The sequence below is a fragment of the Streptomyces glaucosporus genome (assembly GCF_039533345.1).
Lineage (GTDB): Bacteria > Actinomycetota > Actinomycetes > Streptomycetales > Streptomycetaceae > Streptomyces > Streptomyces glaucosporus.
The window spans coordinates 188,315-213,052 of record NZ_BAAATJ010000006.1 but is presented as its reverse complement, the minus strand read 5'-3'; the positions used below and the strand labels follow the sequence as shown (position 1 = coordinate 213,052).

The window sequence follows — 24,738 nt, the reverse complement described above, 5'->3', positions numbered from 1 at the left end:
GGGGACGGGGAGCGGGGAGCGGGGCGTCATGGCGGGTCTCTCGTCGGTGGTGTCGTCCGCGGCGGCCGGGGCGGGGCGGAGCCGCCTCAGCGTGCGCGGTTCAGGGTCTGCAGGGCGGCGCGCAGGAGCTGCGGCACCGGCGGCCGGCCGCCCTCGGCGGCGGCCGCCTCGGCCTGCGGGGCGACGGCCTCGACCGCCTCCTCGGCCTCGCGGGCCGCGTAGCCGAGCCCGACGAGGGCGGAGTGGAGCTGCTCGCGCCAGCCGGGCGGGGCGCCGGCGGCGCCCCGCCGGGCCGGTGCGGCGCCCACGGGTTCGCCGAGCCGGTCCTTGAGCTCCAGCAGCAGTTTCTGCGCGCCCTTCTTCCCGATGCCGGGGACCGCGGTGAGCGCCTTCTCGTCCCCGGTGGAGACGGCCGCCCGCAGCGCGTCGGGGCTGTGCACGGCGAGCATCGCCTGGGCCAGCCGCGGCCCGACCCCGCTGGCCGTCTGGAGCAGCTCGAAGACCTGCCGCTCGTCGTCGTCGGCGAAGCCGTACAGGGTGAGGGAGTCCTCGCGGACCACCAGCGAGGTGGCCAGCCGGGCGTGGTGGCCCACCCGCAGGTCGGCGAGGGTGCCGGGGGTGCAGTGGACGGCCATGCCGACGCCGCCGACCTCGATCACGGCGGTGTCCGGGGAGAGGGCGGCGACCGGTCCGGAGACGAAGGCGATCATCGGGTGCCCTTCGGGGTGGGTGCTGCGGGTGCGTGAGGGGCGGTGCGCCGGGCGGCGAGGACCTGGAGACGGGCCTGGTGGAGGCGGTCCTGGGCGGGGGCTCGCCAGATGTGGCAGATCGCCAGGGCCAGGGCGTCGGCGGCGTCGGCCGGTTTGGGCGGGGCGTCCAGCCGCAGCAGTCTGGTCACCATGGCGCCCACCTGGGCCTTGCCCGCGCGTCCGCTGCCGGTGACGGCGGCCTTGACCTCGCTGGGGGTGTGGAGGGCGACGGGCAGCCCGCGCCGCGCCGCGCAGAGCATGGCGACCGCGCTGGCCTGCGCGGTGCCCATCACCGTGCGGACGTTGTGCTGGCTGAACACCCGCTCCACGGCGACGACGTCGGGCCGGTGCTCCTCCAGCCACTCCTCGACGCCGCGCTCGACGAGCACCAGCCGCTCGGCCACCTCGGCGTCGGCGGGGGTGCGGACGACGCCGACCCCGGCCATCCGCAGGGGGCGCCCCGGGGCCCCCTCCACCACGCCGATGCCGCAGCGGGTCAGTCCCGGGTCCACGCCGAGCACGCGCACGACGGCCCCCTCTCGTCCACCTCGTCGTTCGGTCACCTGTTCCCGCAGGCTATCGGGTGCCACCGACAACGCCGCCGGGTGGCGCCGGGTGCCGCGGGAAAAGGGGCCGGTGCGGGGCCGCTCGGAGCCGGACGGGTCAGGCGTCGACCTTCGCCATGATCTCGTCGGGCACGTCGAAGTTGGCGAAGACGTTCTGCACGTCGTCGCTGTCCTCCAGGGCGTCGATCAGCTTGAAGATCTTGCGCGCGCCCTCCTCGTCCAGCTCCACCTGCATGGTGGGCACGAAGTTGGCGTCCGCCGAGTCGTAGTCGATGCCCGCCTCCTGCAGGGCGGTGCGCACCGCCACCAGGTCGCCGGGCTCGCTGATGACCTCGAAGGTCTCGCCGAGGTCGTTGACCTCCTCGGCGCCCGCCTCCAGGACGGCCGCCAGCACGTCGTCCTCGGTCAGGTCGCCCTTGGGCACGATGACGACGCCCTTGCGGTTGAACAGGTACGACACCGAGCCCGGGTCGGCCATGGAGCCGCCGTTGCGGGTCATGGCGACGCGCACGTCCGAGGCGGCGCGGTTGCGGTTGTCGGTGAGGCACTCGATCAGGATCGCGACGCCGTTGGGGCCGTAGCCCTCGTACATGATCGTCTGGTAGTCGGCGCCGCCCGCCTCCAGGCCGGCGCCGCGCTTGACCGCGCGGTCGATGTTGTTGTTGGGGACCGAGCTCTTCTTCGCCTTCTGGATGGCGTCGTACAGCGTCGGGTTGCCGTCGGGGTCGGGGCCGCCCAGCCGGGCCGCGACCTCGATGTTCTTGATCAGCTTGGCGAAGAGCTTGCCGCGCTTGGCATCGATCACGGCCTTCTTGTGCTTGGTGGTTGCCCACTTAGAGTGGCCGGACACAGCCTCGCTCCTTCGATGTCACCAACGGGAAGTCAACGCGCCGATCCTACAGCCGATCTCACCGCGCCGACGCGCGCACCATGTCCGCGAAGAGCCGGTGCACGCGGTGGTCGCCGGTGAGTTCGGGGTGGAAGGCGGTGGCCAGCAGCCGCCCCTGGCGCACGGCGACGGCGTGGCCGTCGAAGACCGCCAGCTCCTCCACCTCCGCGCCCGTGGACTCCACCCAGGGCGCGCGGATGAAGACGCCCTCGACCGGGCCGCCCTCGACGCCCGCCACCTCCACGGCCGCCTCGAACGACTCGTTCTGCCGTCCGAAGGCGTTGCGGCGCACGATCATGTCGATGCCGCCGATGGTCTCCTGGCCCGCGCGGGGGTCGAGGATCTTGTCCGCGAGCATGATCATGCCCGCGCAGGACCCGTAGGCGGGCATGCCGGAGCGGATCCGCTCGCGCAGGGGTTCCATCAGCCCGAAGGCCGTGGCCAGCTTGGAGATGGTGGTGGACTCCCCGCCGGGGAGGACCAGGCCGTCGACCTCGGCGAGTTCCCCGGGCCGGCGGACCGGGCGGGCCTCGACGCCGGCCGCGGTCAGCGCGGCGAGGTGCTCGCGCACGTCGCCCTGGAGGGCGAGGACTCCGACGGTGACGTCGGCGGTTCCTCCGGTGGTGGTTGCGGTCACAGGGTCTGCCCCTTCCTGGATTTCCTGGGTGTCCTGGGCGTCCTGGATTTCCCGGGTGTTCTCGGTCCCCCGGATCTCCCGGGCTTCCCGGACTCCCCGCCCGGCCGGGCGGTTCCGTCCCGGTGGCGGACGGCCCCGCGGGGCCGTCCGCCGCGGTCACGCGGGGAGCGTCACCAGCCGCGGCCGGCGAAGCGCTCGGAGTCCGTCAGGGTGTCGCAGTTGATGCCGACCATGGCCTCGCCCAGGCCGCGGGAGACGTCCGCGATGACCTTGGGGTCGTCGTAGAAGGTGGTGGCCTTCACGATGGCGGCGGCGCGCTTGACCGGGTCGCCGGACTTGAAGATGCCCGAGCCGACGAAGACGCCCTCGGCGCCGAGCTGGCGCATCAGCGCGGCGTCGGCCGGGGTGGCCACACCGCCGGCGGAGAACAGCACGACCGGCAGCTTGCCCAGCTCGGCGACCTCCCTGACCAGCTCGTAGGGGGCGCGCAGCTCCTTGGCGGCGGCGTACAGCTCGTTGTTGTCCAGGCCCTTCAGGCGCGCGATCTCGTTCTTGATCTGGCGCAGGTGGCGGACGGCCTCGACGACGTTGCCGGTGCCGGCCTCGCCCTTGGAGCGGATCATGGCCGCGCCCTCGGCGATCCGGCGCAGGGCCTCGCCCAGGTTGGTGGCGCCGCAGACGAAGGGCGTGGTGAAGGCCCACTTGTCGCTGTGGTTGACCTCGTCGGCCGGGGTGAGGACCTCGGACTCGTCGATGTAGTCCACGCCCAGCGCCTGGAGCACCTGGGCCTCGACGAAGTGGCCGATGCGGGACTTGGCCATCACCGGGATGGAGACGGCGTTGATGATCCCCTCGATCATGTCGGGGTCGGACATGCGGGCGACGCCGCCGTCCTTGCGGATGTCGGCGGGCACCCGCTCCAGGGCCATGACCGCGACGGCGCCGGCGTCCTCGGCGATCTTCGCCTGCTCGGGGGTGACGACATCCATGATCACGCCGCCCTTGAGCTGCTCGGCCATGCCGCGCTTGACGCGCGCGGTGCCGGTCTCGGGCGTCGGGGCGTTGGCGGTTTCGGGCGTGCTGGGAGACGTGCTGGACAAGGTGTGACCTCACTCCGACGACGGTTGGGACGGTGAACGGCGACGGACGGCAGCGGGCGGCGCCGGACGGCGGACGCGGGCACGGGCGTACTCCGCGGTGAAAGCCGATGCGACCATCGTAGGGCCGTTCGATCCGCTTCCGGGTCAGCCGTCCGGTCCACTTCGCAGTGATCCGCACTACAGGACCGATGAAACGGGCCGACTGGCTCTTGTGCAAGAGCCAATCGGAAGTCAGTGGCTCTCCCCCGGCAGGCCCGAGCGGTCCGCGAGCACGGCCGGCGGCTCGTCGTCCATCTCGAACGCCAGGGGGAAGGGCGCGTGCCCCGCCAGCCGGAACCAGCGCACCGTCCGGTGGCGGCGCAGGGCGCGGGCGGCCCGCACGGCGTCGTTGTGGAAGCGCCGCGCCATCGGCACCCGGCGCACCGCGGCGGTCAGCTCGTCGACGGCCTTCTCGCCGCCGGGCGCCGCCCGCACCGCCTCGAGCTGGGCGCTCTCGGCGAACACCGCCCGCAGGGCCTGGCTGAGTTCGCTCTCGGCGACCTCCCGCTGGTCCTCCTCGGCCTGCCGGGCGTCGTGGGCCGCCTGGTACAGGACGATCGACGCGGCCGGGTCGAGCACCCCCGAGGTGGCCACCTCCTGGGCGACGGAGGCACGCCGCAGCAGCTGCGCGTCCAGGGCGGCGCGCGCCGCGTCGATCCGGGCGTGCAGCCGGTCCAGCCGGCCGGCGGTCCAGCTCAGGTAGACGGCGGCCGCCAGCAGCGCCGCCGCGATCCAGACGATCGTGGTGATCACGGTTGGTTTCCCTCGGTCGCTCGGTCGTCCCGCCCGCCCCGGCCGTCAGTCACGGACCAGTCCGAGGCGGGCGCGCAGCCCGGCGCGCTCGTCCGGCGCGACGGCGGCGGCGCCGTCGGCGACGGTCTCGTAGACGGCGAGGATGTCCGAGCCGACGGTGGACCAGTCGAAGCGGCGGACGTGGCGGCTGCCGCGCTCGCGCAGCCCGGCTCGGCGGTCCGGGTCGCCCAGCAGCCGCACCGCGGCGGCGGCCAGCGCGTCGGCGTCCTCGTTGGCGTACAGCTCCCCGGCCTCGCCCCCGTCCAGCACCTGGGCGAAGGCGTCCAGGTCGCTGGCGAGCACCGGGGCCCCGGCGGACATCGCCTCGACCAGGATGATGCCGAAGGACTCGCCTCCGGTGTTGGGGGCGACGTACAGGTCCACGCTGCGCAGCAGCCGCGCCTTGTCCTCGTCGCTGACCATGCCGAGGAACTCCACCTGCCCGCGCAGTTCGCGCGGCAGGCCGGCGACGGCCTCCTCCGCGTCCCCGCGTCCGGCCACCAGCAGCCGGGTGCCGGGCCGCTCGGCGAGGATGCGCGGCAGGGCCCGCATCAGCACGGGCAGGCCCTTGCGCGGCTCGTCGATGCGCCCTATGAAGCCGATCGTGTCCGCCTCCCCGCTCCCCTGCCACTCGGCCCGGGGCTCGGCGCCGGCGAAGAAGGAGACGTCCACCCCGTTGGGGATGACGACCGCGTCCCCGCCCAGGTGCTCCACCAGGGTGCGCCGGGCGTACTCGCTGACGGCGATCCGCGCGCTGATCTTCTCCAGCGCGGGCTGGAGGATCGGATACGCGGCGATCATCGCCCGCGAGCGCGGGTTGGAGGTGTGGAAGGTGGCCACGATCGGCCCCTGCGCCGCCCAGCAGGCGAGCAGGGAGAGCGACGGCGTGGCCGGCTCGTGGATGTGGAGGACGTCGAAGGCGCCCTCGTGCACCCAGCGGCGCACCCGCGCAGCGGACAGGAAGCCGAAGTTCAGCCGGGCCACCGAGCCGTTGTAGGGGACGGGCACGGCCCGCCCGGCGGGGACGACGTACGGCGGCAGGGGGGTCCCCTCGTCGGCCGGGGCGAGGACGGACACCTCGTGTCCGAGGCCGATGAGGTGCTGCGCCAGGTCCCGGATGTGGAACTGGACGCCGCCGGGGACGTCCCAGGAGTACGGGCAGACGATGCCGATCCTCAACGCTTCTCCGTTTCCGGACTCGTCCCGCCGCGCGTCCCGGCCCCGGGCTCCAGGTCCGCCGACCACAGCCGCTGCAGCATGTGCCAGTCCTCGGGGTGTTCGGCGATGCCCGCGGCGAAGCCGTCGGCCACCGCCTGGGTCATGGCGGCGGCCTTCTCCCGCCGGGTGCCCTCGGCGGGCGCCTCGACGGGTTCGAGGACGCGGCCCTTCATCACGGGCGTGGAGTCGAACCACAGGTGGGCCGGCAGCAGCACGGCGCCGGTCTGCAGGGCCAGCATGGCGGGGCCCGCGGGCATGCGGGCCGGTTCGCCGAAGAAGTCGACCTCGATGCCGGAGGAGGACAGGTCGCGGTCGGCCACCAGGGCCACCAGTCCCCCGGCGCGCAGCCGCCGGGCCAGGGTGCCGAAGGCGGCGCCGCCGGTGTGCGGCAGGACCTCCATGCCCAGGCCCTCGCGGTAGGCGACGAAGCGGTCGTAGAGGCTCTCGGGTCTGAGCCGCTCGGCGACGGTGGTGAACGGGATGCCCAGGCCGGTGGTGAGGTAGGCGCCGGCCAGGTCCCAGTTGCCCATGTGGGGCAGGGCCAGCACCACGCCGCGGCCGGAGCCGAGGGTGTCGGTGAGCCGGTGGAGGTTCTCGACCTCGACGCTGTCGCGGATGCGCTCCGCGCTCCACACCGGCAGCCGGAAGGACTCCATCCAGTAGCGCAGGTAGGAGCGCATCCCGGCGCGGGACAGCTCCGCCAGCCGCTCGGGCCCCGCGCCGGGGACGACCCTGGCGTAGTTGGCCTCCAGGCGCAGCACCCCCTGGCCGCGGCGCCGCCAGGCGGCGTCGGCGATCGCGCGGCCCAGGGCCGCGGCGGCGGGCTCGGGGAGCCGCTTGACCGCGCTCCAGCCGAGCCCGTACAGGCCGTCGGTCAGCCGGTCCCTCATGAGGCATCGCTCCCCTGCCCGGCCGCGGCGGCCCCGTCCCGTCCGGACGTCCCGCCGTCCGCAGGGGCCCGCGCCGCGGCGTCCGCCTCGGCGGCCTCGCGGCGGACGGTCACCATCCGCTGGAGGATCGTCACCAGGCTGCCCGCGGCCACCACCCACAGGGCGACGGGGAGCAGGATCCCGATGCGGGGGACGCCGAAGGCCGTCTCGAACCCGGCGAGGCCGGCGCACACCAGGGTGATCACCAGTCGTTCGGCCCGCTCGACCAGGCCGTTGACGTTCACCGGCAGCCCGATGCTCTCGCCGCGCGCCTTGGTGTAGGACACCACCTGGCCGCCGGCCAGGCAGAAGATCGCCACCGCGCACAGCACCGGGTTCGCGCCGCCGCCCGCGTACCACAGCGCGATGCCGCCGAAGACGGCGGCGTCGGCGACGCGGTCGAGGGTGGAGTCGAGGAACGCGCCCCAGCGGCTGGACCGGCCCGACTGGCGGGCCATGGTGCCGTCGACCAGGTCGGAGAAGACGAACAGAGTGATGACGACGGTGCCCCAGAAGAACTCGCCGCGGGGGAAGAAGGCCAGCGCTCCCGCCATGACGCCGCCGGTTCCGATGAGGGTGACCGTGTCGGGGCTGACCCCCAGCCGGAGGAGCAGAGCGGCGAACGGCGTGAGGACACGCGTGAAGAACGCACGCGCGTACTTGTTCAGCATGGCCTTCCCGGGGGGTCGAGGTGGGCCGGTGGCCATGGGGGCCATCGGCGCGCCCATCGTAGCCAGCCCCCGCCCTCCGGCCGCCAGGGCGTCGAAGGACCCTCTCCGGCCGCCTCCGGCACCGGGCCGGGGCCGCGCCGGTTCCGTCCCGCGCCGACCGCTGCGCTGTGAAACGCCCTGTATGCACCGAGTGCTGGGATATGCCCCGTATGGACGGACTCCGCTCCCGGTGGAAAGCTCGGAGACGGCGCATCGTGTGCGATCCGCCATCCGACCCAGAGGCAGCGACCCGGGAGGCGGGAGACATGGGCGACAGGACGAGCACACACGCAGGGGCCGCGGGCAGGGCACCGGTGGCCGACCGCCCCGGTTCCATCCGGAACGTGGTTCTGGTCGGCCACAGCGGCTCGGGGAAGACGACGCTGGTGGAGGCCCTGGCCCTGGCGTCGGGCGCGGTCAACCGCGCGGGACGGGTGGAGGACGGCGACAGCCTGTCCGACTACGAGGAGACGGAGCACCGGCAGCAGCGCTCGGTGCAGCTGTCGCTGGTCCCCGTGGAGTGGGACGGCGTCAAGATCAACCTGCTGGACACACCGGGCTACGCCGACTTCGTCGGAGAGCTGAGGGCGGGACTGCGCGCCGCGGACGCGGCCCTCTTCGTCGTCTCGGCCGCCGACGGGGTGGACGGCTCGACCCGGCTGGTGTGGGAGGAGTGCGCGGCGGTCGGCATGCCGCGCGCGCTGGTCGTCACCCATCTGGAGGCATCGCGCGCCGATTTCGACGAGATGACCGAGACCTGCCGCCGGACCTTCGGCCGTGACGACCCCGACGCCGTGCTCCCGCTGTACCTTCCCCTGCACGGGCGGGCGCGCAGCGACGGACACGAGCCGGTCGCCGGGCTGATCGGGCTGCTGACCGAGCGCGTCTTCGACTACTCCTCCGGCGAGCACGTGGAGCGGGCCCCGGACCCCGCGCACCGCCCGCTGATCGGGGAGGCCCGCAACCGGCTCATCGAGGGCGTCATCGCCGGGAGCGAGGACGAGACCCTCATGGACCGCTACCTCGGCGGCGAGGCCGTCGGGACCGAGACCCTGGTCCGGGACCTGGAGAAGGCCATCGCCCGCGGCTCCTTCCACCCCGTGCTGGCCGCCGCGCCCGCGCCGGAGGGCGCCCGGCAGGGGCTGGGCTCCGTGGAGCTGCTGGACCTGATCGTCCGTGCCTTCCCCGACCCCACCGAGCGCGAGATCCCCCCGGTCACCACCCCCGACGGCCGTCCCAGGCCCCCGCTGGCCTGCGACCCCGACGGCCCGCTGGCGGCCGAGGTCGTCAAGACCTCCTCCGACCCCTACGTCGGCCGGATCTCGCTGGTGCGGGTCTTCTCCGGCACCCTGCGCCCGGACGCGGGCGTGCACGTCTGCGGCCACGGCGCGGCACGCCGCGCGGACCCCTCCGGGGACGGGCAGGGCCCGCTGCCCGCGGCCGACTCCGGGCACCGGGAGACCCACGAGGAGGACGAACGCGTCGGCGCCCTGTCCTCCCCCTTCGGCAGGCAGCAGCGGCACCTGCCCATGGCCGTCGCCGGCGACCTGGCCTGCGTCTCCAGGCTCTCCCGGGCCGAGACCGGCGACACCCTCTCCGACCCGGGCGACCCGCTGCTGATGGAGCCCTGGGTGATGCCCGACCCCCTGCTGCCGGTCGCCGTCGAGGCCCACGGCAGGGCCGACGAGGACAAGCTCTCCCACGGGCTGGCCCGGCTGGTCGCCGAGGATCCCACCCTGCGCCTGGAGCAGAACCCCGACACCCACCAGGTGGTGCTGTGGTGCATGGGCGAGGCGCACCGGGACGTCACGCTGGAGCGGCTGCGCACCCGCTGCGGCGTCCGGGTCGACACCGTGCCCCACCGGGTGGCGCTGCGCGAGACCTTCGCCGGGCCGGCCGCCGGACGCGGGCGGCACGTCAAGCAGTCCGGCGGCCACGGCCAGTACGCCGTCTGCGAGATCACCGTGGAGCCGCTGCCGGCCGGTTCCGGCATCGAGTTCGTCGACAGGGTGGTGGGCGGCGCCGTACCGCGCCAGTTCATCCCTTCGGTGGAGAAGGGAGTGCGGGCCCAGGCCGCGCGCGGCGTGGCCACCGGGAACCCGCTGGTGGACGTCCGGGTCACCCTCGTCGACGGCAAGGCCCACTCGGTGGACTCCTCCGACGCCGCCTTCCAGACGGCCGGCGCGCTGGCCCTGCGCGAGGCGGCCTCCCAGGCGCGGATCCACCTGCTGGAACCGGTCGACGAGGTGCGGGTGCTGGTGCCCGACGAGTACGTGGGCGCGGTGATGAGCGACCTGTCCGGGCGGCGCGGCCGGGTCGTGGGCACCGAGCAGCTTCCCGGCGGCGGCACCCTGGTCCGCGCGGAGGTCCCGGCGGCGGAACTCGGCCGCTACGCGGTGGACCTGCGGTCCCTGTCGCACGGCACGGGCCGGTTCGCCCGCTCCCACCTCCGCCACGAGCCGGTGCCGCGGCAGGTCGAGGGGAGGATGCGCGAACAGGCCGAAACCGGCGTGGCGTGACGCCGGGATGGGGATACGCTGAACGGCACGGCGACCGGCGCGGCCCGCCTCAACAGGTGTGCGGCGGGCCGCGGTTGGGAACGGTGGGAACGAGCCCGTCGGCGGACGGCGCGAACGGAGTGGGGGCACCATTGGCGGGGTTCGACGACCTCGAGGGCGCGTACGACTTCAGTCCCGGCGCACAGGTCCCGTTGACGGGGGCCGGCAGCGGCCAGACCGCGGCCACCCATGCGCTCGCCTCGGCCGCCTACCGCGACGGCCCGGTGACGGCCCTGGTCGAGGCGAACCCCGAGACCAAGGTGTCGGCGCCGAAGTTCTCGCTCTTCGAGCCGAACCTGGGCGAGGCGTTCGCCCGCGCCGTCCAGGTCCGGATGCTGGGCGGCGCCCGCAAGGCGCTGATCCAGTCCTTCGGCTGCGAGCCGCAGACCGTGGTCGAGCACTGCCTGGCAGCCAATCGCATCCGCCGGCAGCGCGACGCCCGGCTCACCGTCGTGATGGGGATCTTCGGGCTGCTCTTCCTGCCCGGGGTCCTGCTGTGGCTCGGCGGTTTCCAGCTGCGGCGGACCCTGGCCGGCGCCCAGGGCAGGAGGACGGGGGCGCTGGGCGCGGTGGTGCTCGCGGCGCTCGGCGTCCTCGCCGTGATCTTCGTGATCCGGCTGCCGTTCACCGGGTTCTGGGCGATCTACCTGCGCGTGATGCTGGTCGCCCCGGTGGTCGGCTGGCTGTGGGCGAAGCAGATCTGCGAGCGCTACGCCAAGGACCTGCGCTCCCGCTGGGAGGGGCTGCTCACGGGCGGCGGGATCGGCGCGAAGATCCCCGAGGCCGTGCCGCACGCCCCCGGCGACGCGGGCGCCGAGACCATACGGCTGAACCTGGCCAAGCTGGCGGCCGAGCAGCGCAGCAACTTCGCCTTCTACGCGGGCACCAAGGGCATCCTCGGCATGGGCACCCGCTGGGGGAGCTGGCATCTCGCCGAGGAGCTGACACCCGCCGAGCCCGGCACCGAGATCCACCCCTTCCGGAGCTGGGACGTGGCCCGCGCCATCCACGACCAGCTGAGGATGCTGGAGCGCACTCCGCTGCACACCGGCGGTTTCCCCAAGCCCTCGGTCCAGCACTGGATCGTCTCCCACGTCGGGGAGGGCGCCACGGAGGTGGCCCGACCCGAGGGCCAGGAGGTCGACGCGTACCGGGTCAAGGACTTCGAGGTCCAGCGGATCTGCAACGAGCAGCAGTTCGACAGCGGCAACCGCCACTACCTCGGCGTCCAGTTCGTCCTGTGGGACGGCCAGCTCGTGATCACCATGCTGGTCACCGTGACCGTCCTCCACCACACCCTGCGCATCGAGGTCACCGGCCACGCGCTGGGTCCGGTGCACTCGCTGTTCACCACCAAGCCGTCGCCGAAGACCAAGACGGTCTCCAAGTCCGTCAGGTTCTGGGAGACCAAGGAGATCACCCTGCCGCTGATCGACACCCCCGAGGTGGTGCGACTGTCGGCACGCGCCCCCCTGACGTGGTTCCCCTCGATACTGGACTTCCTGGGCGGCAAGCTGACCCTCCCCGAGCCCTTCGGGCTGCGGCACGTGTGGGCCGGCAAGCCGTGGAGCAACCGCTTCATGGCCGACGACATCCTGCGCACGGCCACGCCGGTGCTGCGCGCCGTGCACGCGGCGGTCCTGAAGGTGCTGAAGGACAACGGCGTGAGCACCGAGAACTTCGGCGCCCGCTCGGGGGCGCTCAGCGGGCTGGTGCAGGCCGCCGAACCGAAGCGGGCCGACGTGTACGACGCCTGAGCCCGCGGCGCGCACCCGGAACGCCCCGGCCCCTCCGCACGCGCGGAAGGGCCGGGGCGTTCCCGTCCGTACGGGGCCGGGCGGGGTGTCCCTCAGGAGGCGGGCCAGGCCTCGGCGAGCATCCTGCGGGTGTCGGCCAGCAGCTGCGGCAGCACCTTGGTGTGGCCCACCACCGGCATGAAGTTGGTGTCGCCTCCCCAGCGGGGCACGATGTGCTGGTGCAGGTGGGCGGCGATGCCCGCGCCCGCCACGTCGCCCTGGTTCATGCCGATGTTGAATCCCTGCGCCCCGGAGGCGGCGCGCAGCGCCCTCATGGCCCGCTTGGTGTAGTCGGCCAGCTCGGCCGTCTCCGCGCCGTTGAGGTCGGTGTAGTCGGCGACGTGCCGGAAGGGCACGACCATGAGGTGGCCGCCGTTGTACGGGTAGAGGTTGAGCACCGCGTACACCTGCTCGCCGCGGGCGATCACCAGGCCGTCCTCGTCGGACTTGGCCGGGATGGTGCAGAACGGGCAGCCGTCACCGGCGCCCGGGCCGCTCGGCTTGTTCTCCCCCTGGATGTAGGCCATCCGGTGGGGCGTCCACAGGCGCTGGAAGGCGTCCGGCGACCCCACTCCGATCTGCTGTTCCGGCTCGCTGCTCATGCGGGCCAGCATAGGACTTCACCGGCCCGCGGCGTGCCGCCGGGGGCGGGAGCGGGCCGGTGCGCGCCGGGCCCCGGAGCGGTCCCGCTCCGGGGCCCGGCGGCACGCCGCGGCGGGGGCGTCAGACCTGGACGCGGTCCTCGACGGCCTTGACGATCTCCGCGATCGCCTCGTCGACGGGCACGCCGTTCTTCTGCGAGCCGTCGCGGTAGCGGAAGCTCACCGCTCCGGCCGCCATGTCGTCGTCACCGGCGATGACCATGAACGGCACCTTGCTCTTCTGCGCGTTCCTGATCTTCTTCTGCATCCGGTCCGAGGAGGAGTCCACCTCCACCCGCAGGCCGGCGGCCTTCGCCTTCGCGGCGAACTCCTCCAGGTAGGGCACGTGGGTGTCGCCGATCGGGATGCCGACCGCCTGCACCGGGGCCAGCCAGGCCGGGAAGGCGCCCGCGTAGTGCTCCAGCAGGACGGCGAAGAACCGCTCGATGGAGCCGAACAGCGCCCGGTGGATCATCACCGGCCGCTGCCGGGAGCCGTCGGGGGCGGTGTACTCCAGGTCGAACCGCTCGGGGAGGTTGAAGTCGACCTGGATGGTCGACATCTGCCAGGTCCGGCCGATGGCGTCCTTCGCCTGCACCGAGATCTTCGGCCCGTAGAAGGCGGCCCCGCCCGGGTCCATGACCAGTTCCAGCCCCTGCTTCTCCGCGGCGCGGCGCAGGGTGTCGGTGGCCTCCGCCCAGTTCTCGTCCGTCCCGATGTACTTCTCCGGGTCCTTGGTGGACAGCTCCAGGTAGAAGTCCTCCAGGCCGTAGTCGCGCAGCAGGTTCAGCACGAAGGTCAGCAGCGAGTCGAGCTCGTCCGCCATCTGCTCCCTGGTGCAGTAGATGTGCGCGTCGTCCTGGGTGAAGCCCCGCGCCCTGGTCAGACCGTGGACGACGCCCGACTTCTCGTAGCGGTACACGGTGCCGAACTCGAACAGCCGCAGCGGCAGTTCGCGGTACGAGCGGCCCCGCGCACCGAAGATCAGGTTGTGCATGGGGCAGTTCATGGGCTTGAGGTAGTAGTCCACGCCCTCGTCGAGCTGCATGGGCGGGTACATGCCGTCGGCGTACCAGTCCAGGTGGCCCGACTTCTCGAAGAGCTTCCCCTTGGTGGCGTGCGGGGTGTAGACGAACTCGTAGCCCGCCTCCTCGTGCCGCCGGCGCGAGTAGTCCTCCATGGTGCGGCGGATGATGCCGCCCCTGGGGTGGAAGACCGCCAGACCCGAGCCGATGTCCTCCGGGATGGAGAACAGGTCCAGCTCGGCGCCGAGCCTGCGGTGGTCGCGCTTCTCGGCCTCGGCCAGGAACTCCAGGTACGCCTTCAGCTCGTCCTTCGACGGCCAGGCGGTGCCGTAGATCCGCTGGAGCTGGGGGTTCTTCTCACTGCCCCGCCAGTACGCGGCGGCCGAACGCATCAGCTTGAAGGCGGGGATGTTGCGGGTGGTGGGCAGGTGCGGGCCGCGGCACAGGTCCTTCCAGCACAGCTCGCCCGTCTTGGCGTCGAGGTTGTCGTAGATGGTCAGCTCGCCCGCGCCGACCTCCGCGGAGGCGCCCTCGGCGGCCTCGGCGGCGTTCCCCTTGAGCCCGATCAGCTCCAGCTTGTACGGCTCCCCCGCCAGCTCCTGGCGGGCCTCCTCGTCGCTGGTCACCCGGCGGGAGAAGCGCTGGCCGCGCTTGACGATCTCCTGCATCCGCTTCTCGATGCGCTTGAGGTCGTCCGGGGTGAACGGCTCGGCGACGTCGAAGTCGTAGTAGAAGCCGTCCCGGATGGGCGGGCCGATGCCGAGCTTGGCCTCCGGGAAGAGGTCCTGCACGGCCTGGGCCATCACGTGCGCGGTGGAGTGCCGCAGGATGTCCAGACCGTCGGGGCTGGAGATCTCCACCGGCTCGACCTCGTCGCCGTCGGCGAGCTCGTAGGCCAGGTCCTTGAGCTGCCCGCCCACGCGCGCGGCGACGACCGAGCGGTCGCCGTCGAAGAGGTCGGCGGCCGTGGTGCCCGTGGTCACCACGCGCTCTTCCCGCTCGGAATCGCGTTGGATGATCACACGGACGTCCGTCACCGGTCTCTCCTGACTGCTCTTCTGTCTCGGTGCGCGCCAGCGATCGCTGCGCACCGTGAATCGTACCGATCCCGGTGCCCGGACCGCGAAACGGTTGTGCGGCCGGGGCGAAGCGGCCGGGGTTGGCCCCTGGCCGGGCGCGGTATCACCGAGGCGACGAGGACTGCGGCCGGGACGGACGCCCGGACGAGCACGGAGGGGAAGCAGGACATGACGGTGTGGTACGAGGGACCGCTCGCCGCCTTCGACACCGAGACCACGGGGGTGGACCCGGAGCGGGACCGGATCGTCTCGGCCGCACTGGTGCTCCAGGACGCCCCGGGCGCGCCGGTACGGGCCACGCGCTGGCTGGTCGATCCGGGGGTGCCCGTGCCGGAGGCCGCCACCGGGGTGCACGGGCTGACCGGCGAGCACCTGCGCGAGCACGGGCGCCGCCCGGCGGAGGCGCTCGGGGAGATCGCCCGGGCGCTGGCCGGGCAGCGGGCCGCCGGGCGGCCGCTGGTGGTGATGAACGCGCCGTTCGACCTGACGCTGCTGGACCGGGAGCTGCGGCGGCACCGCGGCACCTCGCTGGAGGGCGCGGCGGGGTCCGCTCCGCTGTGCGTCCTCGATCCGAAGGTCCTGGACAAGCACCTGGACCGCTACCGCAGGGGCCGCCGGACGCTGACCGCCCTGTGCGGGCACTACGGCGTGGGGCTGGACGGGGCCCACGACGCCGCCGCCGACGCCGCGGCGGCGCTGGGCGTCGTACGGGAGGTGGGCCGCCGTTTCGCGCCGCGGCTGTCGTCGCTCTCCCCCGCCGAGCTCCACACCCTGCAGGCCGTCTGGCACGCGGCGCAGGCGCGGGGACTCCAGGCGTGGTTCGCGCGCAACGGCTCGGACGAGGCGGTCGATCCCGCGTGGCCGCTGCGGCCGCGGGACCGGGCCGCGGCCTGAGGCCGCGCCCACACGCACGAGGCCGGTTCCGTCGGATGGACGGAACCGGCCTCGTGGGGCGGTGGGCGATACTGGGATCGAACCAGTGACCTCTTCGGTGTGAACGAAGCGCTCTCCCGCTGAGCTAATCGCCCCGGTGCTGTGCCCTCGGCACGACGAGAACCATACAGGGCCGCCGGGCTTTCATCCAAACCGCTCCTCCCGCACGGCCCTCATCCCGGCCGGTGCCCGCCCGGGTGCTCCGCCAGCAGGCGGCGCAGTCCCCGGTGCCCGGCTCGCATCATCAGGGCGTGGTTGGCCCTGAACAGGGGGCGGCCCGGCACCGCCAGCAGCCGCAGCAGGGGTCTGCGGACCTCCACCTCCTGTTCGAAGAGGGCCCGGGTGCCGCCGTCCGCGCCGCCGCGCGGCGCCAGGCGCCAGCGGGCCCGGCCGTCGAGGTCCCCGGTCATGGCGATCTCCAGGACGCGTGCCGCCGGGTCGCGGAGCGCCAGCCGGACGGCGACCCTGAGGTCGTACGGCAGGAGGGAGCGGAAGCGGGCGGTCCCGGTGTGCCCGTCGTCCCGCCTGTGGACCTCGCGCACCTGGGGCCACCAGGCGGGGTACTCCTCGGCCCGCTCCAGGACGGCGTAGACGGCGTCCGGCGGGGCGTCCAGGGTCCACACGCTGCGGAAGCGGTAGTGGTTCAGTCCCACGGTCGCCGATCCCTCCCCCGAAAGCGCGGTGCTCAGCCGCGGCCGGGCACCGCGGGCCTGTGCCCGGTCCCCGCCGTGCGCGCCGCGCTCCGCGCACGCCGAACGTTCCGCCGTCCCACTACTGACTGCCCCGGCCGCCTCCCGCCATGCGCCGCCGGCGCCCGGGCCCGGTCTGTCCGCGGTGCGCGCCACCGCTCACCGGTCCGGCGCCGGACCGGGCGCGGGAGACCGGCGCGGGGCCGCGGCGGACGCGCTGACGGGGGGAGGGGCCGGCGCGGGCCGGCCCCTCCCCCGCCGCGCGCCGGTCACCCGGGGATGCGGTCCCCGATCAGGGCCAGGTTCTGGATGGCGGCCAGGCCGTACAGGGCCGTGGTGTTGGTGTCCACCCAGGAGGCCCCGCTGCCCTCGACCAGGGCCATGGGTCCGGTGATCCTCTCCGTCTTCCAGGGGGAGGACTCGGCGTAGCCCCACTGGTCCTTGGTGTAGAACTCGCGCCAGGCGCGGGTGGCGTACTTGTCCCGCTCGTCCTTCAGCCGGGAGGCCGCGTAGGCGGTGAGGCGGGAGTGCCCCTGCTGGAGGATGAGGTTGGTGGCGTAGCCGCCGAGTTCGGCCTGCTGCTCCTCCCTGGTGGCGCCGTAGAGGCGGCAGTACTGGAGCCAGGCCTCCTCGAAGCCCTCGACGTCGGTGATGTGGATCAGCTCGGCGCAGATCTCCACCTGTCCGAACATCGCGCTCAGGTGGCTCATCGAGACCTTCTTCCCCGTCTCGGCGAACTCCCCGGTCTCGATGTCGTAGAGGCCCTCGCCGGTGCAGAAGCCGTTGGGCATCCGCGCGATGGTCCGCATGGTGGCCTTGAGCTTCTTCTCGGCCTTCTCCGCCTTGGGGCCGCGGCGCTCCCACTCGGTGAGCCAGGCGGCGGCCAGTCCGCTCCAGTCGGTGCCCAGGCCGATGGCCAGCGCCCCGGGGTCGGGTTCGTAGGGCTCGGTGCGGATCTTGCGCAGGGGGTCGAGGGCGAGGAAGGTCTCGTCGGAGTCGACGAGGGCGTGCATGAGGTCGCCGCAGCGCTCGTCGGCGGTGAGGAAGTAGTACGGGCGCCGGTAGACGGCGGTGGAGATGCGCTGCTGCTTGGCGCTGTCGGCGTAGTGCTGGACTCCGTGGCGGGTGCCGAGCCCGGCCCACTTGCCGATGTGGTAGACGTCGACCTCGCCGGTGTGGCGGGTCATGGCCTCGGCGAAGCGGAAGATGTCGGCGCGGCCGGAGCGCAGGTAGGCGTACCACAGCCACAGGTCCGGGGAGAGTTCGGAGTTGTCCCAGGCGTAGCCGCCGACGTCGTACCGCCACTGGTGCCGGTCCGGGTCGTAGGTGTGCATGATGTCGCCGTAGTCCCAGAAGCCGTACCAGCGGCGCTGCTCCACCTGGTCCTTGTAGTAGGTGAAGAGGAAGTCCAGGTGGTCCTCCAGCTTCGCCTTGGCGGGCGTGGAGCGGTCGACGGGGGCGAACAGGCCGCCGAAGACGCCGGTGGCGGCGAGGTGTTCGGGCGGCGCGACGAGCTGGGGCGGGGTCTGGACGGCTTCGGCCTGGCGGGCGAGGGTCTCCGCGTCGGGGGTGGCGGCGTTGGCCCAGAACATCAGCTCGCTGGTGCGGGCGATGCCGTAGGGGGTGCCGAAGCCCGGCTCGTAGTCCTCGTAGGTGATGTTGAGGCCTTCCAGCTGTTCGGCGTGGGTGTCCTGGCCCAGGCCGTCGTGGTAGAAGCGCAGGTCCATCGGCTGGGCCTCGGGCGACCAGAGCCAGAGGGTGACCTCGGCCTCGTCGCCGGCGGCGCCGCGGATGTCGAGCTGGGCGGGGTGCTTGCGCCAGAAGTCGCGCAGTCCGAAGGAGAGTCCGCCGCTGACGCCGCCGACGTAGCCGAAGCCCGAGGCCCGGCGTCCGCCGCCCGCGGGGATCCAGCCGTGGCCGGGTTTGGTGCGCTTGCGGACGGTGAAGCCGTCGGCGGAGAGCTGGCTGAGGGTGTAGTCGCCCCAGGTGGGGATGTACTGCAGCCGGCTGGTGACGCGCTGGTCCCAGGTGGCGGGGTCGGGCAGTCTCTCGCCCCTGACCTGCTTGGCGCGCACCTGGGCGCCGGGGTCGCGGCGGAGGCCGGTGATGCCCTTGACGGCCTCCGACAGCAGGCCCCTGCCCTCGCCGCCGATGCGGATGTGCCGGTCGTAGTGCTCGTCGCGCAGGGGGACGGTGAAGCGCACGCCGAGGCCGCGGATGAAGTCCTTGTGCTCGTTCCCGTCGTAGGTGACGGTGTGGAGCATCCGGAAGGACTCGGCGCCCGCGTGGAAGTACAGGCGGATGCCGAACGGCAGCCAGCCGCGGTTCCCCTTGCGGTGTCTGCCGTCGATGCGGACCACCGCCCTTACGGGGCCGTCCTGTTCGACGGTGACCTTCTCGATGTCGCCGTCGAAGCGCTCCCACTTCTGCGAGCCCTGGTCGCCGTCGTCGATCTCCCCCTGGCGGAGGAGGACGAGGCGGCCGTCCCTGGCGATCTCGGTGTCGCCCCTGCGGACGGACTTCACCAGGGACTTGCCGTCCTTGCCGATGCGGACGGTGATGGCGCCGGTGTCCACCTCGACGGCGCCGCCCTTGCGGCCGACGGTGACGGTCCTGGCGGGGGCGGCCGGGGCGGCGCCGGGGGTGAGCCGGTAGGAGGGGGCGTTCCCGGCCTCGGGGCCGACGGCGTGCGCGGTCCACTTGACGGTGCCGTCGGGCCAGTAGGCGGTGGTCCAGGTCTGGACGGGGACCTGCTCGCCGTCGGCGGTGGCGAGCGAGAAGTCGGTGCCGGCCTTGATCTCGCCCTTGGGCCAGGGCACGCCGAAGGTGTTGCCGGGGGCTTCGCCGAGGCCGCCGTCCTCCAGCCAGGTGATCTTCACCGGGCCGCCCGTTCCTTTGGGGCCCGCGGTGGCCGCGGTGGTGTGGGCCGCGTGGGCGGGGGCACCGCCGAGCAGCCAGGACGCCTGGGCGGACGCGCCGGCGACGGCTGCCGCCTGGAGAACGCTGCGCCGGGGGATCGGTGACATGGACACTCCTATTCGTATGTCAAGTGCATGACAGAGAAAGGTGTCGCCCGTACCCTGCCGGCCCGTGGGGGCCGGCAGGGTACGGCGTGGGGGAAGGGGAACGGAAGCCGGGAGACCGGATCAGCGGCCGGTGGACCGCCGCTCGACGGCCACCGCGCAGGCGGCCAGGGCGCCGAGCGCCGGGGCGATCAGCGGCGGCAGCATCCAGGTGGCGACGGCCACGACGGCCAGTCCTCCGGCGAGCAGGAGCGAGCCGCCCGGGTCGGTGCGCCAGGCACGGCGCACGGCCGGGCGGGCGGTGCGCAGCCAGTCCTCACCGGGACGCCGGGCGGCGGCCGTGCGCAGCCCCGTGACCACCACGGCCACCGCACAGGCGGCCGTGACGGCGCCGACCGCGGCCGCCGCCGGGCCGCCCGGCAGGATCCCGGAGGAGACCACCCGCAGGTCGAAGGCGAGCAGCACCAGGGCCGCCCACCACAGCAGCGAGAACCGCAGGCCCTCACGGAGGGCCCTCCGCAGATCGGCGCCGAACTCCCGCAGGCCGGCCTGCTCGGCGTCCAGGTACCGCCGCAGGTGCCCGCAGGCCGCGGCGAACGCGGGCAGCGCGGTGACCAGCGGCAGCGCGGCGACCAGCAGCCAGACACCGGCGAGCAGGCACTCGGCGAAGAGGGCGAACCGGTTCGCCAGGGGACCGCGTCCCGCGGGGTCCGCGGCCGGGGCCGTCCCGTCCGCGGTCCCCGTGCCGGCGGGGCGCCCGGCGTGTGCCTCGGTTCCCGTGGTCATCGTCCCGTCCTCATCCCTTGAGCCCGGAGGTGGCCGCGCCCTCGACGAGGTGGCGCTGGAAGGCGAGGAAGAACAGCAGCACCGGCAGCAGGGCCGCCATCGACATGGCCACCATCCCCCCGTAGTCGGCGAGGCTGTCCTGGTCCATGAACATCTTCAGACCGAGCGAGACGGTGTACTTCTCGGGCTCGTTGAGGTAGATCAGCGGTCCGAGGAAGTCGTTCCAGGCCCAGATGAAGCTGAAGATGGCGCTGGTGATCAGCGCGGGGCGGCTCAGCGGCAGCACGATGGTCCAGTAGATCCGCCAGTGCCCGCAGCCGTCGATGCGGGCCGCCTCGTCCAGTTCCTTGGGCAGGTTCCGCATGAACTGCACCATCAGGAAGACGAAGAAGGCGTCCACCGCGAGGAACTTGCCCAGCAGCAGCGGCACGTAGGTGTTGACCAGCTCCATCTTCTGGAACAGCACGTACTGCGGCACCAGCAGGACGTGGACGGGCAGCAGCAGGGTGCCGATCATCAGCGTGAACAGCAGGTTGCGGCCCGCGAAGCGGATGCGGGCGAAGGCGTAGGCGGCCAGGGAGCAGGAGAACAGCACCCCGATCACCGACCCCACCGCCACGACCAGGGAGTTGACGAAGAAGGTCTCGATGCCGATGCCCGCGATGCCGTCGGCGAGCCGCTCGTAGTTGTCGGTGATCGGGTCGGTGGGCAGCAGTTCGAGGCTGCCCACGATCTCGTCGCCCGGTTTGAGGGAGGCGCCGATCACCCAGATCACCGGGTAGAGCACGACGCCCAGTACGGCCAGGGCGACGGCGTGCCACAGGACCGACTTCAGCCGGTTCCCCGGCGCGGCGGCGCGGGCGGGACGGACGGTTCCGGCGGGGGCGCTCATCGGCCTCCCTCCTCGTAGTGCACCCAGCGGCGCTGGGACCAGAACAGCACGGCGGTCACCACGGCGATCCCGGCCAGCAGCATCCACGCCATGGCGGAGGCGTAGCCCATGCGCAGGTTGGAGAAGCCCTGCTCGTACAGGTACCAGGTGTAGACGAGCAGCGAGTCGCCGGGGCCGCCCGCGCGTCCGCCGCCGGGGCCGGCGATCACGAGCGCGGAGGTGAAGATCTGGAAGGAGTGGATGATCTCCAGCAGGAGGTTGAAGAAGACCACCGGGGAGATCATGGGCAGGGTGATGGAGCGGAACCGCCGCCAGGCGCCGGCTCCGTCCACCTCGGCCGCCTCGTACAGTTCGCGCGGCACCTGCTTGAGCCCGGCCAGGAAGATGACCATCGGTGCGCCGAACTGCCAGGCGGACAGGACGATCAGGGTGGGCATCGACCAGTCGGGGTCGCCGATCCAGCCGCCGCCGGACCAGCCGAACAGGCTCAGGGACCGGTCCACCACCGCGTCGTCCTGGAACAGGGCCCGCCAGACGATGCCGATGCTCACGCTCGCCCCGATCAGCGAGGGAGCGTAGAACGCCGAGCGGTAGAACCCCTGTCCCTTGCGGGGCCTGGCCAGCAGCATCGCCACGCCGAGGGCGACGGCGAGCTTGAGCGGGGTGGCGATCAGCACGAACACCCCGGTGACCTTCACCGACTGCCACCAGCGGTCGTCGGAGAACATTTCGGAGAAGTTCCGCAGACCGACCCAGCGGGGCGAGTCGAAGAGGTTGTAGTCGGTGAACGCCAGGTAGAGCGAGACGAGCATGGGCCCCAGGGTGAGCAGCAGGATGCCGATGCACCACGGGGAGAGGAACAGGTAGCCGGCCAGGGTCTCCCGGCGGGCCCGCCGCCGCGCGGTGGCGGCGGGCGCGGGGGACGGCGCGGGACGCCCGGTCTTCCGGGTGCCCCGCTCCTCGCCGTCCACGGCCGGGGCGGAGATGTCGGTGCTTGTCACGGAGCTTTCCTCTGGGTCAGGAGCCGAGCGCGGTCTTCGCCTCGTCGAAGAACTGGGCGACCCCGTCGTCGACCGAGGTGGTGCCCTGGGCGACCGAACCGTAGATGCTCAGGAAGGCGGCCTCGACGGTGTCGGCGCCGGCCGGGTGCGGCGTGATGGGCTCCAGGTACTCGGTGACGCTGTTCTCGTACTCGGCGATCTGCGCGTCGGGGCCCTTGGGCTTGTACGCCTCGAACTGCGCGTTGGTCGGCAGGACGCCGCGGTTGTAGCCCATGATCTTCCCGACCTCGGGGTCGTTGACCATGAAGTCGATGAACGTGGCGACCTCCTCCGGGTGCTTGGTGCGGGCGGAGGCGCTGAGCATCAGCGAGGAGAGGTACTGCCCGGTCTTCTTGCCGTCCGTGGTCGGGATCGGCGCCAGGGCGAGCTCCCTGTCGGTCTCGGAGGTGTAGCGGACCAGGAAGTTGTCCCAGGTGAACTCGGCGGCCGACAGGCCGGCGCTGACCGAGGACTTGGGCTTGACCTGCTCGGACTGCTTGGCCGGGACGAGCAGCCCCTCCTTGCTCTTCCTGTTGTGGTCGCCCCACCACTTCTTCAGGTCGGCCTCGGTGAAGCCGAGCCCCTTCTCGGTGAAGAACGCCTTGCCCTGCTGGCGCAGGTACAGGTCGTACAGGTACATGACGCCGCCGTTGTCGCTGGCGCCCCAGAAGTCCTTCTCCGGGTCGCCGATCTTCTCGACGGCCTTGTCGAAGTCCTCCCAGGTCCAGCCGGGCTCGGGAGTGACGCCGGCCTTCTTGAACGCCTCCACGTCGTAGACGAGGGAGAAGGTGTTGGCGCCCACCGGGATGCCCAGGAGCTTGCCGTCGACCTCGCCGGCCTTCTCCAGGCCCTGCCGGAAGTCGCCGAGGTCCAGGTTGCCCGCCTTCACCTGGGCGCTGAGGTCGAGCAGCAGGTTCTTCTGCCCGTACTTGCGCAGGAAGGCGTGGGAGTTCTGGAAGACGTCCGGCGGGTTGCCGCCCGCGGCCTGGGTGTTGAACTTCGTCCAGAAGTCGCCGTACTCCTGGAAGTCGGTCTTGACCTCGATGTTCGGGTGCTCTTTCTCGAACAGGTCGATGGTCTTGTTGATCAGGTCGGCCCGGTCCTGCGCGCCCCACCAGGAGTAGCGGATCGTCACCTTGCCGTCCGCGCCGCCGTCGCCGCCGCCGCATCCGGAGGCGAGCAGCCCCAGTGCGGCAAGACCGGCGCCGAGCGTCCGCAGACCTGCGATCCTGCTCCGTCGAGAACTCATGACACGCCCCTCCCGGGCGGGTACGTCCCGCCACCCCGAGTGCTTGAAACGTTTTAGGCAAGCGCTTGCCGGGCTAACCTAAGGACGTGTGACAGGGGCGTCAACGGTTCGGACAGAATTCACCGGCGACCGCCCGCGATTCCCTCCCGGACACCCCCGCGACCGCACGGGCGCAGATACGGAAAACCGGGGTTCCGGGAGACGTCGCCGTCTCCCGGAACCCCGGTGGCGGTGGGCGATACTGGGATCGAACCAGTGACCTCTTCGGTGTGAACGAAGCGCTCTCCCGCTGAGCTAATCGCCCGGGTGCGCCGCCAACATTACCGCATGTCAGCGGCTGCTCGTGACCCCCCGCGCCCCGAAGGGGCCGGCATCCGCTCAGCCCTTGATCTCCCACGGCACGGCCGGTCCGTACCAGACCAGGTAGGCGCCCACCAGGACCGCCGCGATGGCCACGCCCAGCACCGTGAGGAGCATGTTGCGCCGCCGCACCCTCGGGTCGAGCGCGCGCTTGGCCGCCTCCGAGACCTTGCGCCGCGTCCACCGCAGGACGATCTGCGCCCAGACGAACTCCGTCGCCCAGATCGCCAGCCCCGCGAAGATCACCAGCCAGCCCGGTCCGGGAAGCACGAGCATCAGCGCTCCGGCGACCACCACGGCGAGCCCGACCAGGAAGACGCCCACCTGCCAACTCAGATGGAGTGCGCGGGAGGACCTGATGAAGCGCGGCGCCCGCGAACCGAGGGCCCGTTCCTTACTCTCGGTTTCCACCCGCCCCACACTACCCGAGCCGTCCGACCGCTCGCCCGAACGGCCGATCTCCCCAAAACCGCATTCCTCCATCTGAATGATATGAAGGGCAACAAAAGGGGCAGAGTGGTTTACAACAGTCTCGTAGGTGGCATGTCGAACTCGCCGACGTGCGAATCCCCGAGCGCACACTGAGCGAAAGGCCCTGGCGCTTATGAACACCACGGTCAGCTGCGAGCTGCACCTGCGCCTCGTTGTATCGAGCGAGTCCTCCCTGCCCGTACCCGCGGGCCTGCGGTATGACACGGCCGACCCGTACGCCGTCCACGCCACCTTCCACACCGGCGCCGAGGAGACCGTCGAATGGGTGTTCGCCCGCGACCTCCTCGCGGAGGGGCTGCACCGCCCGACCGGAACGGGTGACGTCCGTGTGTGGCCGTCCCGCAGCCACGGTCAGGGCGTCGTCTGCATCGCTCTCAGCTCCCCGGAGGGCGAGGCGCTGCTGGAGGCCCCCGCACGGGCCCTGGAGTCCTTCCTCAAGCGGACCGATGCCGCGGTGCCCCCGGGCACCGAGCACCGGCACTTCGACCTCGACACCGAGCTCTCCCACATCCTCGCGGAGAGCTGAGGAACCCGGGGGCTCCGCTG

22 protein-coding genes and 2 tRNA genes are annotated in these 24,738 nt (G+C 72.5%); 4 read left to right on the top strand and 20 right to left on the bottom strand.

Annotated elements, in window-relative coordinates; genetic code table 11:
- Nucleotides 1-86 precede the first annotated feature (86 nt).
- The 9 genes from ruvA to pgsA form a co-directional block, all read right to left on the bottom strand.
- Nucleotides 87-710: a Holliday junction branch migration protein RuvA gene (gene ruvA / locus ABD358_RS10125; RefSeq protein WP_344630552.1), complete on the bottom strand. Its 624-nt coding sequence runs from the start codon at nucleotides 708-710 to the stop codon at nucleotides 87-89.
- Nucleotides 707-1,276: a crossover junction endodeoxyribonuclease RuvC gene (gene ruvC / locus ABD358_RS10120; RefSeq protein WP_344630586.1), complete on the bottom strand. Its 570-nt coding sequence runs from the start codon at nucleotides 1,274-1,276 to the stop codon at nucleotides 707-709. The genes ruvA and ruvC overlap by 4 nt, the downstream gene beginning before the upstream one ends.
- Before the next feature lie 136 nt (nucleotides 1,277-1,412).
- Nucleotides 1,413-2,165, bottom strand: coding sequence for a YebC/PmpR family DNA-binding transcriptional regulator (locus ABD358_RS10115; protein ID WP_344630551.1), 753 nt, complete (start codon nucleotides 2,163-2,165; stop codon nucleotides 1,413-1,415).
- Between the two features lie 58 nt (nucleotides 2,166-2,223).
- Nucleotides 2,224-2,841, bottom strand: a complete 618-nt coding sequence (pdxT, locus tag ABD358_RS10110) for a pyridoxal 5'-phosphate synthase glutaminase subunit PdxT (protein WP_344630550.1) — start codon at nucleotides 2,839-2,841, stop codon at nucleotides 2,224-2,226.
- 170 nt (nucleotides 2,842-3,011) lie between these two features.
- Nucleotides 3,012-3,941 (bottom strand): pyridoxal 5'-phosphate synthase lyase subunit PdxS, encoded by a 930-nt coding sequence (gene pdxS / locus ABD358_RS10105; protein WP_344630549.1) that lies wholly within the window; start codon nucleotides 3,939-3,941, stop codon nucleotides 3,012-3,014.
- Between the two features lie 231 nt (nucleotides 3,942-4,172).
- Entirely contained in the window at nucleotides 4,173-4,730 is a 558-nt protein-coding gene (locus tag ABD358_RS10100) for a hypothetical protein (RefSeq protein WP_344630585.1), read from the bottom strand.
- Between the two features lie 48 nt (nucleotides 4,731-4,778).
- Complete coding sequence (locus ABD358_RS10095; RefSeq protein WP_344630548.1) at nucleotides 4,779-5,951, bottom strand: glycosyltransferase family 4 protein; 1,173 nt, start codon at nucleotides 5,949-5,951, stop codon at nucleotides 4,779-4,781.
- Nucleotides 5,948-6,880, bottom strand: coding sequence for a phosphatidylinositol mannoside acyltransferase (locus ABD358_RS10090; protein WP_344630547.1), 933 nt, complete (start codon nucleotides 6,878-6,880; stop codon nucleotides 5,948-5,950). The genes ABD358_RS10095 and ABD358_RS10090 overlap by 4 nt, the downstream gene beginning before the upstream one ends.
- Nucleotides 6,877-7,590: a phosphatidylinositol phosphate synthase gene (pgsA, locus tag ABD358_RS10085; protein ID WP_344630546.1), complete on the bottom strand. Its 714-nt coding sequence runs from the start codon at nucleotides 7,588-7,590 to the stop codon at nucleotides 6,877-6,879. The genes ABD358_RS10090 and pgsA overlap by 4 nt, the downstream gene beginning before the upstream one ends.
- Before the next feature lie 305 nt (nucleotides 7,591-7,895).
- On the opposite strand from pgsA, the gene ABD358_RS10080 reads away from it, so the two are divergent.
- A complete protein-coding gene (locus ABD358_RS10080) occupies nucleotides 7,896-10,148 on the top strand; it encodes an elongation factor G-like protein EF-G2 (RefSeq protein WP_344630545.1) in 2,253 nt (750 codons plus the stop codon).
- A 131-nt stretch (nucleotides 10,149-10,279) separates the two neighbouring features.
- On the top strand, nucleotides 10,280-11,944 hold the full coding sequence (locus ABD358_RS10075) for a hypothetical protein (protein WP_344630544.1): 1,665 nt from the start codon (nucleotides 10,280-10,282) through the stop codon (nucleotides 11,942-11,944).
- A gap of 92 nt (nucleotides 11,945-12,036) precedes the next feature.
- On the opposite strand, the gene ABD358_RS10070 is transcribed toward ABD358_RS10075, so the two are convergent.
- Both ABD358_RS10070 and thrS read right to left on the bottom strand, forming a co-directional pair.
- On the bottom strand, nucleotides 12,037-12,597 hold the full coding sequence (locus tag ABD358_RS10070) for an HIT family protein (protein WP_344630543.1): 561 nt from the start codon (nucleotides 12,595-12,597) through the stop codon (nucleotides 12,037-12,039).
- A gap of 109 nt (nucleotides 12,598-12,706) precedes the next feature.
- Entirely contained in the window at nucleotides 12,707-14,686 is a 1,980-nt protein-coding gene (gene thrS, locus ABD358_RS10065) for a threonine--tRNA ligase (protein ID WP_344630542.1), read from the bottom strand.
- A 210-nt stretch (nucleotides 14,687-14,896) separates the two neighbouring features.
- Here thrS and ABD358_RS10060 point away from each other — a divergent pair, with 210 nt between their 5' ends.
- Nucleotides 14,897-15,622: a 3'-5' exonuclease gene (locus ABD358_RS10060; protein WP_344630541.1), complete on the top strand. Its 726-nt coding sequence runs from the start codon at nucleotides 14,897-14,899 to the stop codon at nucleotides 15,620-15,622.
- Nucleotides 15,623-15,684: 62 nt separating this feature from the next.
- On the opposite strand, the gene ABD358_RS10055 is transcribed toward ABD358_RS10060, so the two are convergent.
- The 9 genes from ABD358_RS10055 to ABD358_RS10015 form a co-directional block, all read right to left on the bottom strand.
- A tRNA-Val gene (locus tag ABD358_RS10055) sits at nucleotides 15,685-15,756 on the bottom strand.
- Between the two features lie 78 nt (nucleotides 15,757-15,834).
- Nucleotides 15,835-16,314: an SRPBCC family protein gene (locus ABD358_RS10050; protein ID WP_344630540.1), complete on the bottom strand. Its 480-nt coding sequence runs from the start codon at nucleotides 16,312-16,314 to the stop codon at nucleotides 15,835-15,837.
- 305 nt (nucleotides 16,315-16,619) lie between these two features.
- Entirely contained in the window at nucleotides 16,620-19,376 is a 2,757-nt protein-coding gene (locus ABD358_RS10045) for an exo-rhamnogalacturonan lyase family protein (protein ID WP_344630539.1), read from the bottom strand.
- Between the two features lie 120 nt (nucleotides 19,377-19,496).
- A complete protein-coding gene (locus ABD358_RS10040) occupies nucleotides 19,497-20,159 on the bottom strand; it encodes a hypothetical protein (protein WP_344630538.1) in 663 nt (220 codons plus the stop codon).
- 10 nt (nucleotides 20,160-20,169) lie between these two features.
- A complete protein-coding gene (locus ABD358_RS10035) occupies nucleotides 20,170-21,051 on the bottom strand; it encodes a carbohydrate ABC transporter permease (protein ID WP_344630537.1) in 882 nt (293 codons plus the stop codon).
- Complete coding sequence (locus tag ABD358_RS10030) at nucleotides 21,048-22,052, bottom strand: carbohydrate ABC transporter permease (protein WP_425576289.1); 1,005 nt, start codon at nucleotides 22,050-22,052, stop codon at nucleotides 21,048-21,050. Before ABD358_RS10030 ends, ABD358_RS10035 begins: the two co-directional genes overlap by 4 nt.
- A 16-nt stretch (nucleotides 22,053-22,068) precedes the next feature.
- On the bottom strand, nucleotides 22,069-23,340 hold the full coding sequence (locus ABD358_RS10025) for an ABC transporter substrate-binding protein (protein ID WP_344630536.1): 1,272 nt from the start codon (nucleotides 23,338-23,340) through the stop codon (nucleotides 22,069-22,071).
- Between the two features lie 232 nt (nucleotides 23,341-23,572).
- Nucleotides 23,573-23,644: transfer RNA gene (locus tag ABD358_RS10020), tRNA-Val, on the bottom strand.
- 74 nt (nucleotides 23,645-23,718) lie between these two features.
- Complete coding sequence (locus ABD358_RS10015; RefSeq protein WP_344630535.1) at nucleotides 23,719-24,183, bottom strand: TIGR02611 family protein; 465 nt, start codon at nucleotides 24,181-24,183, stop codon at nucleotides 23,719-23,721.
- Nucleotides 24,184-24,304: 121 nt separating this feature from the next.
- Between ABD358_RS10015 and ABD358_RS10010 the strand changes: the two genes are divergently transcribed.
- Entirely contained in the window at nucleotides 24,305-24,718 is a 414-nt protein-coding gene (locus ABD358_RS10010) for an SsgA family sporulation/cell division regulator (protein WP_003959770.1), read from the top strand.
- Nucleotides 24,719-24,738 lie beyond the last annotated feature (20 nt).

What these genes read in the sequence shown, in the direction of transcription:
- ruvA (WP_344630552.1), bottom strand. Translation starts at nt 710, where the DNA reads ATGATCGCCTTCGTCTCCGGACCGGTCGCCGCCCTCTCCCCGGACACC.
- ABD358_RS10090 (WP_344630547.1), bottom strand. Translation starts at nt 6,880, where the DNA reads ATGAGGGACCGGCTGACCGACGGCCTGTACGGGCTCGGCTGGAGCGCG.
- pgsA (WP_344630546.1), bottom strand. Translation starts at nt 7,590, where the DNA reads ATGCTGAACAAGTACGCGCGTGCGTTCTTCACGCGTGTCCTCACGCCG.
- ABD358_RS10080 (WP_344630545.1), top strand. Translation starts at nt 7,896, where the DNA reads ATGGGCGACAGGACGAGCACACACGCAGGGGCCGCGGGCAGGGCACCG.
- ABD358_RS10070 (WP_344630543.1), bottom strand. Translation starts at nt 12,597, where the DNA reads ATGCTGGCCCGCATGAGCAGCGAGCCGGAACAGCAGATCGGAGTGGGG.
- ABD358_RS10060 (WP_344630541.1), top strand. Translation starts at nt 14,897, where the DNA reads ATGACGGTGTGGTACGAGGGACCGCTCGCCGCCTTCGACACCGAGACC.
- ABD358_RS10045 (WP_344630539.1), bottom strand. Translation starts at nt 19,376, where the DNA reads ATGTCACCGATCCCCCGGCGCAGCGTTCTCCAGGCGGCAGCCGTCGCC.
- ABD358_RS10040 (WP_344630538.1), bottom strand. Translation starts at nt 20,159, where the DNA reads ATGACCACGGGAACCGAGGCACACGCCGGGCGCCCCGCCGGCACGGGG.
- ABD358_RS10035 (WP_344630537.1), bottom strand. Translation starts at nt 21,051, where the DNA reads ATGAGCGCCCCCGCCGGAACCGTCCGTCCCGCCCGCGCCGCCGCGCCG.
- ABD358_RS10025 (WP_344630536.1), bottom strand. Translation starts at nt 23,340, where the DNA reads ATGAGTTCTCGACGGAGCAGGATCGCAGGTCTGCGGACGCTCGGCGCC.
- ABD358_RS10015 (WP_344630535.1), bottom strand. Translation starts at nt 24,183, where the DNA reads ATGGAGGAATGCGGTTTTGGGGAGATCGGCCGTTCGGGCGAGCGGTCG.
- ABD358_RS10010 (WP_003959770.1), top strand. Translation starts at nt 24,305, where the DNA reads ATGAACACCACGGTCAGCTGCGAGCTGCACCTGCGCCTCGTTGTATCG.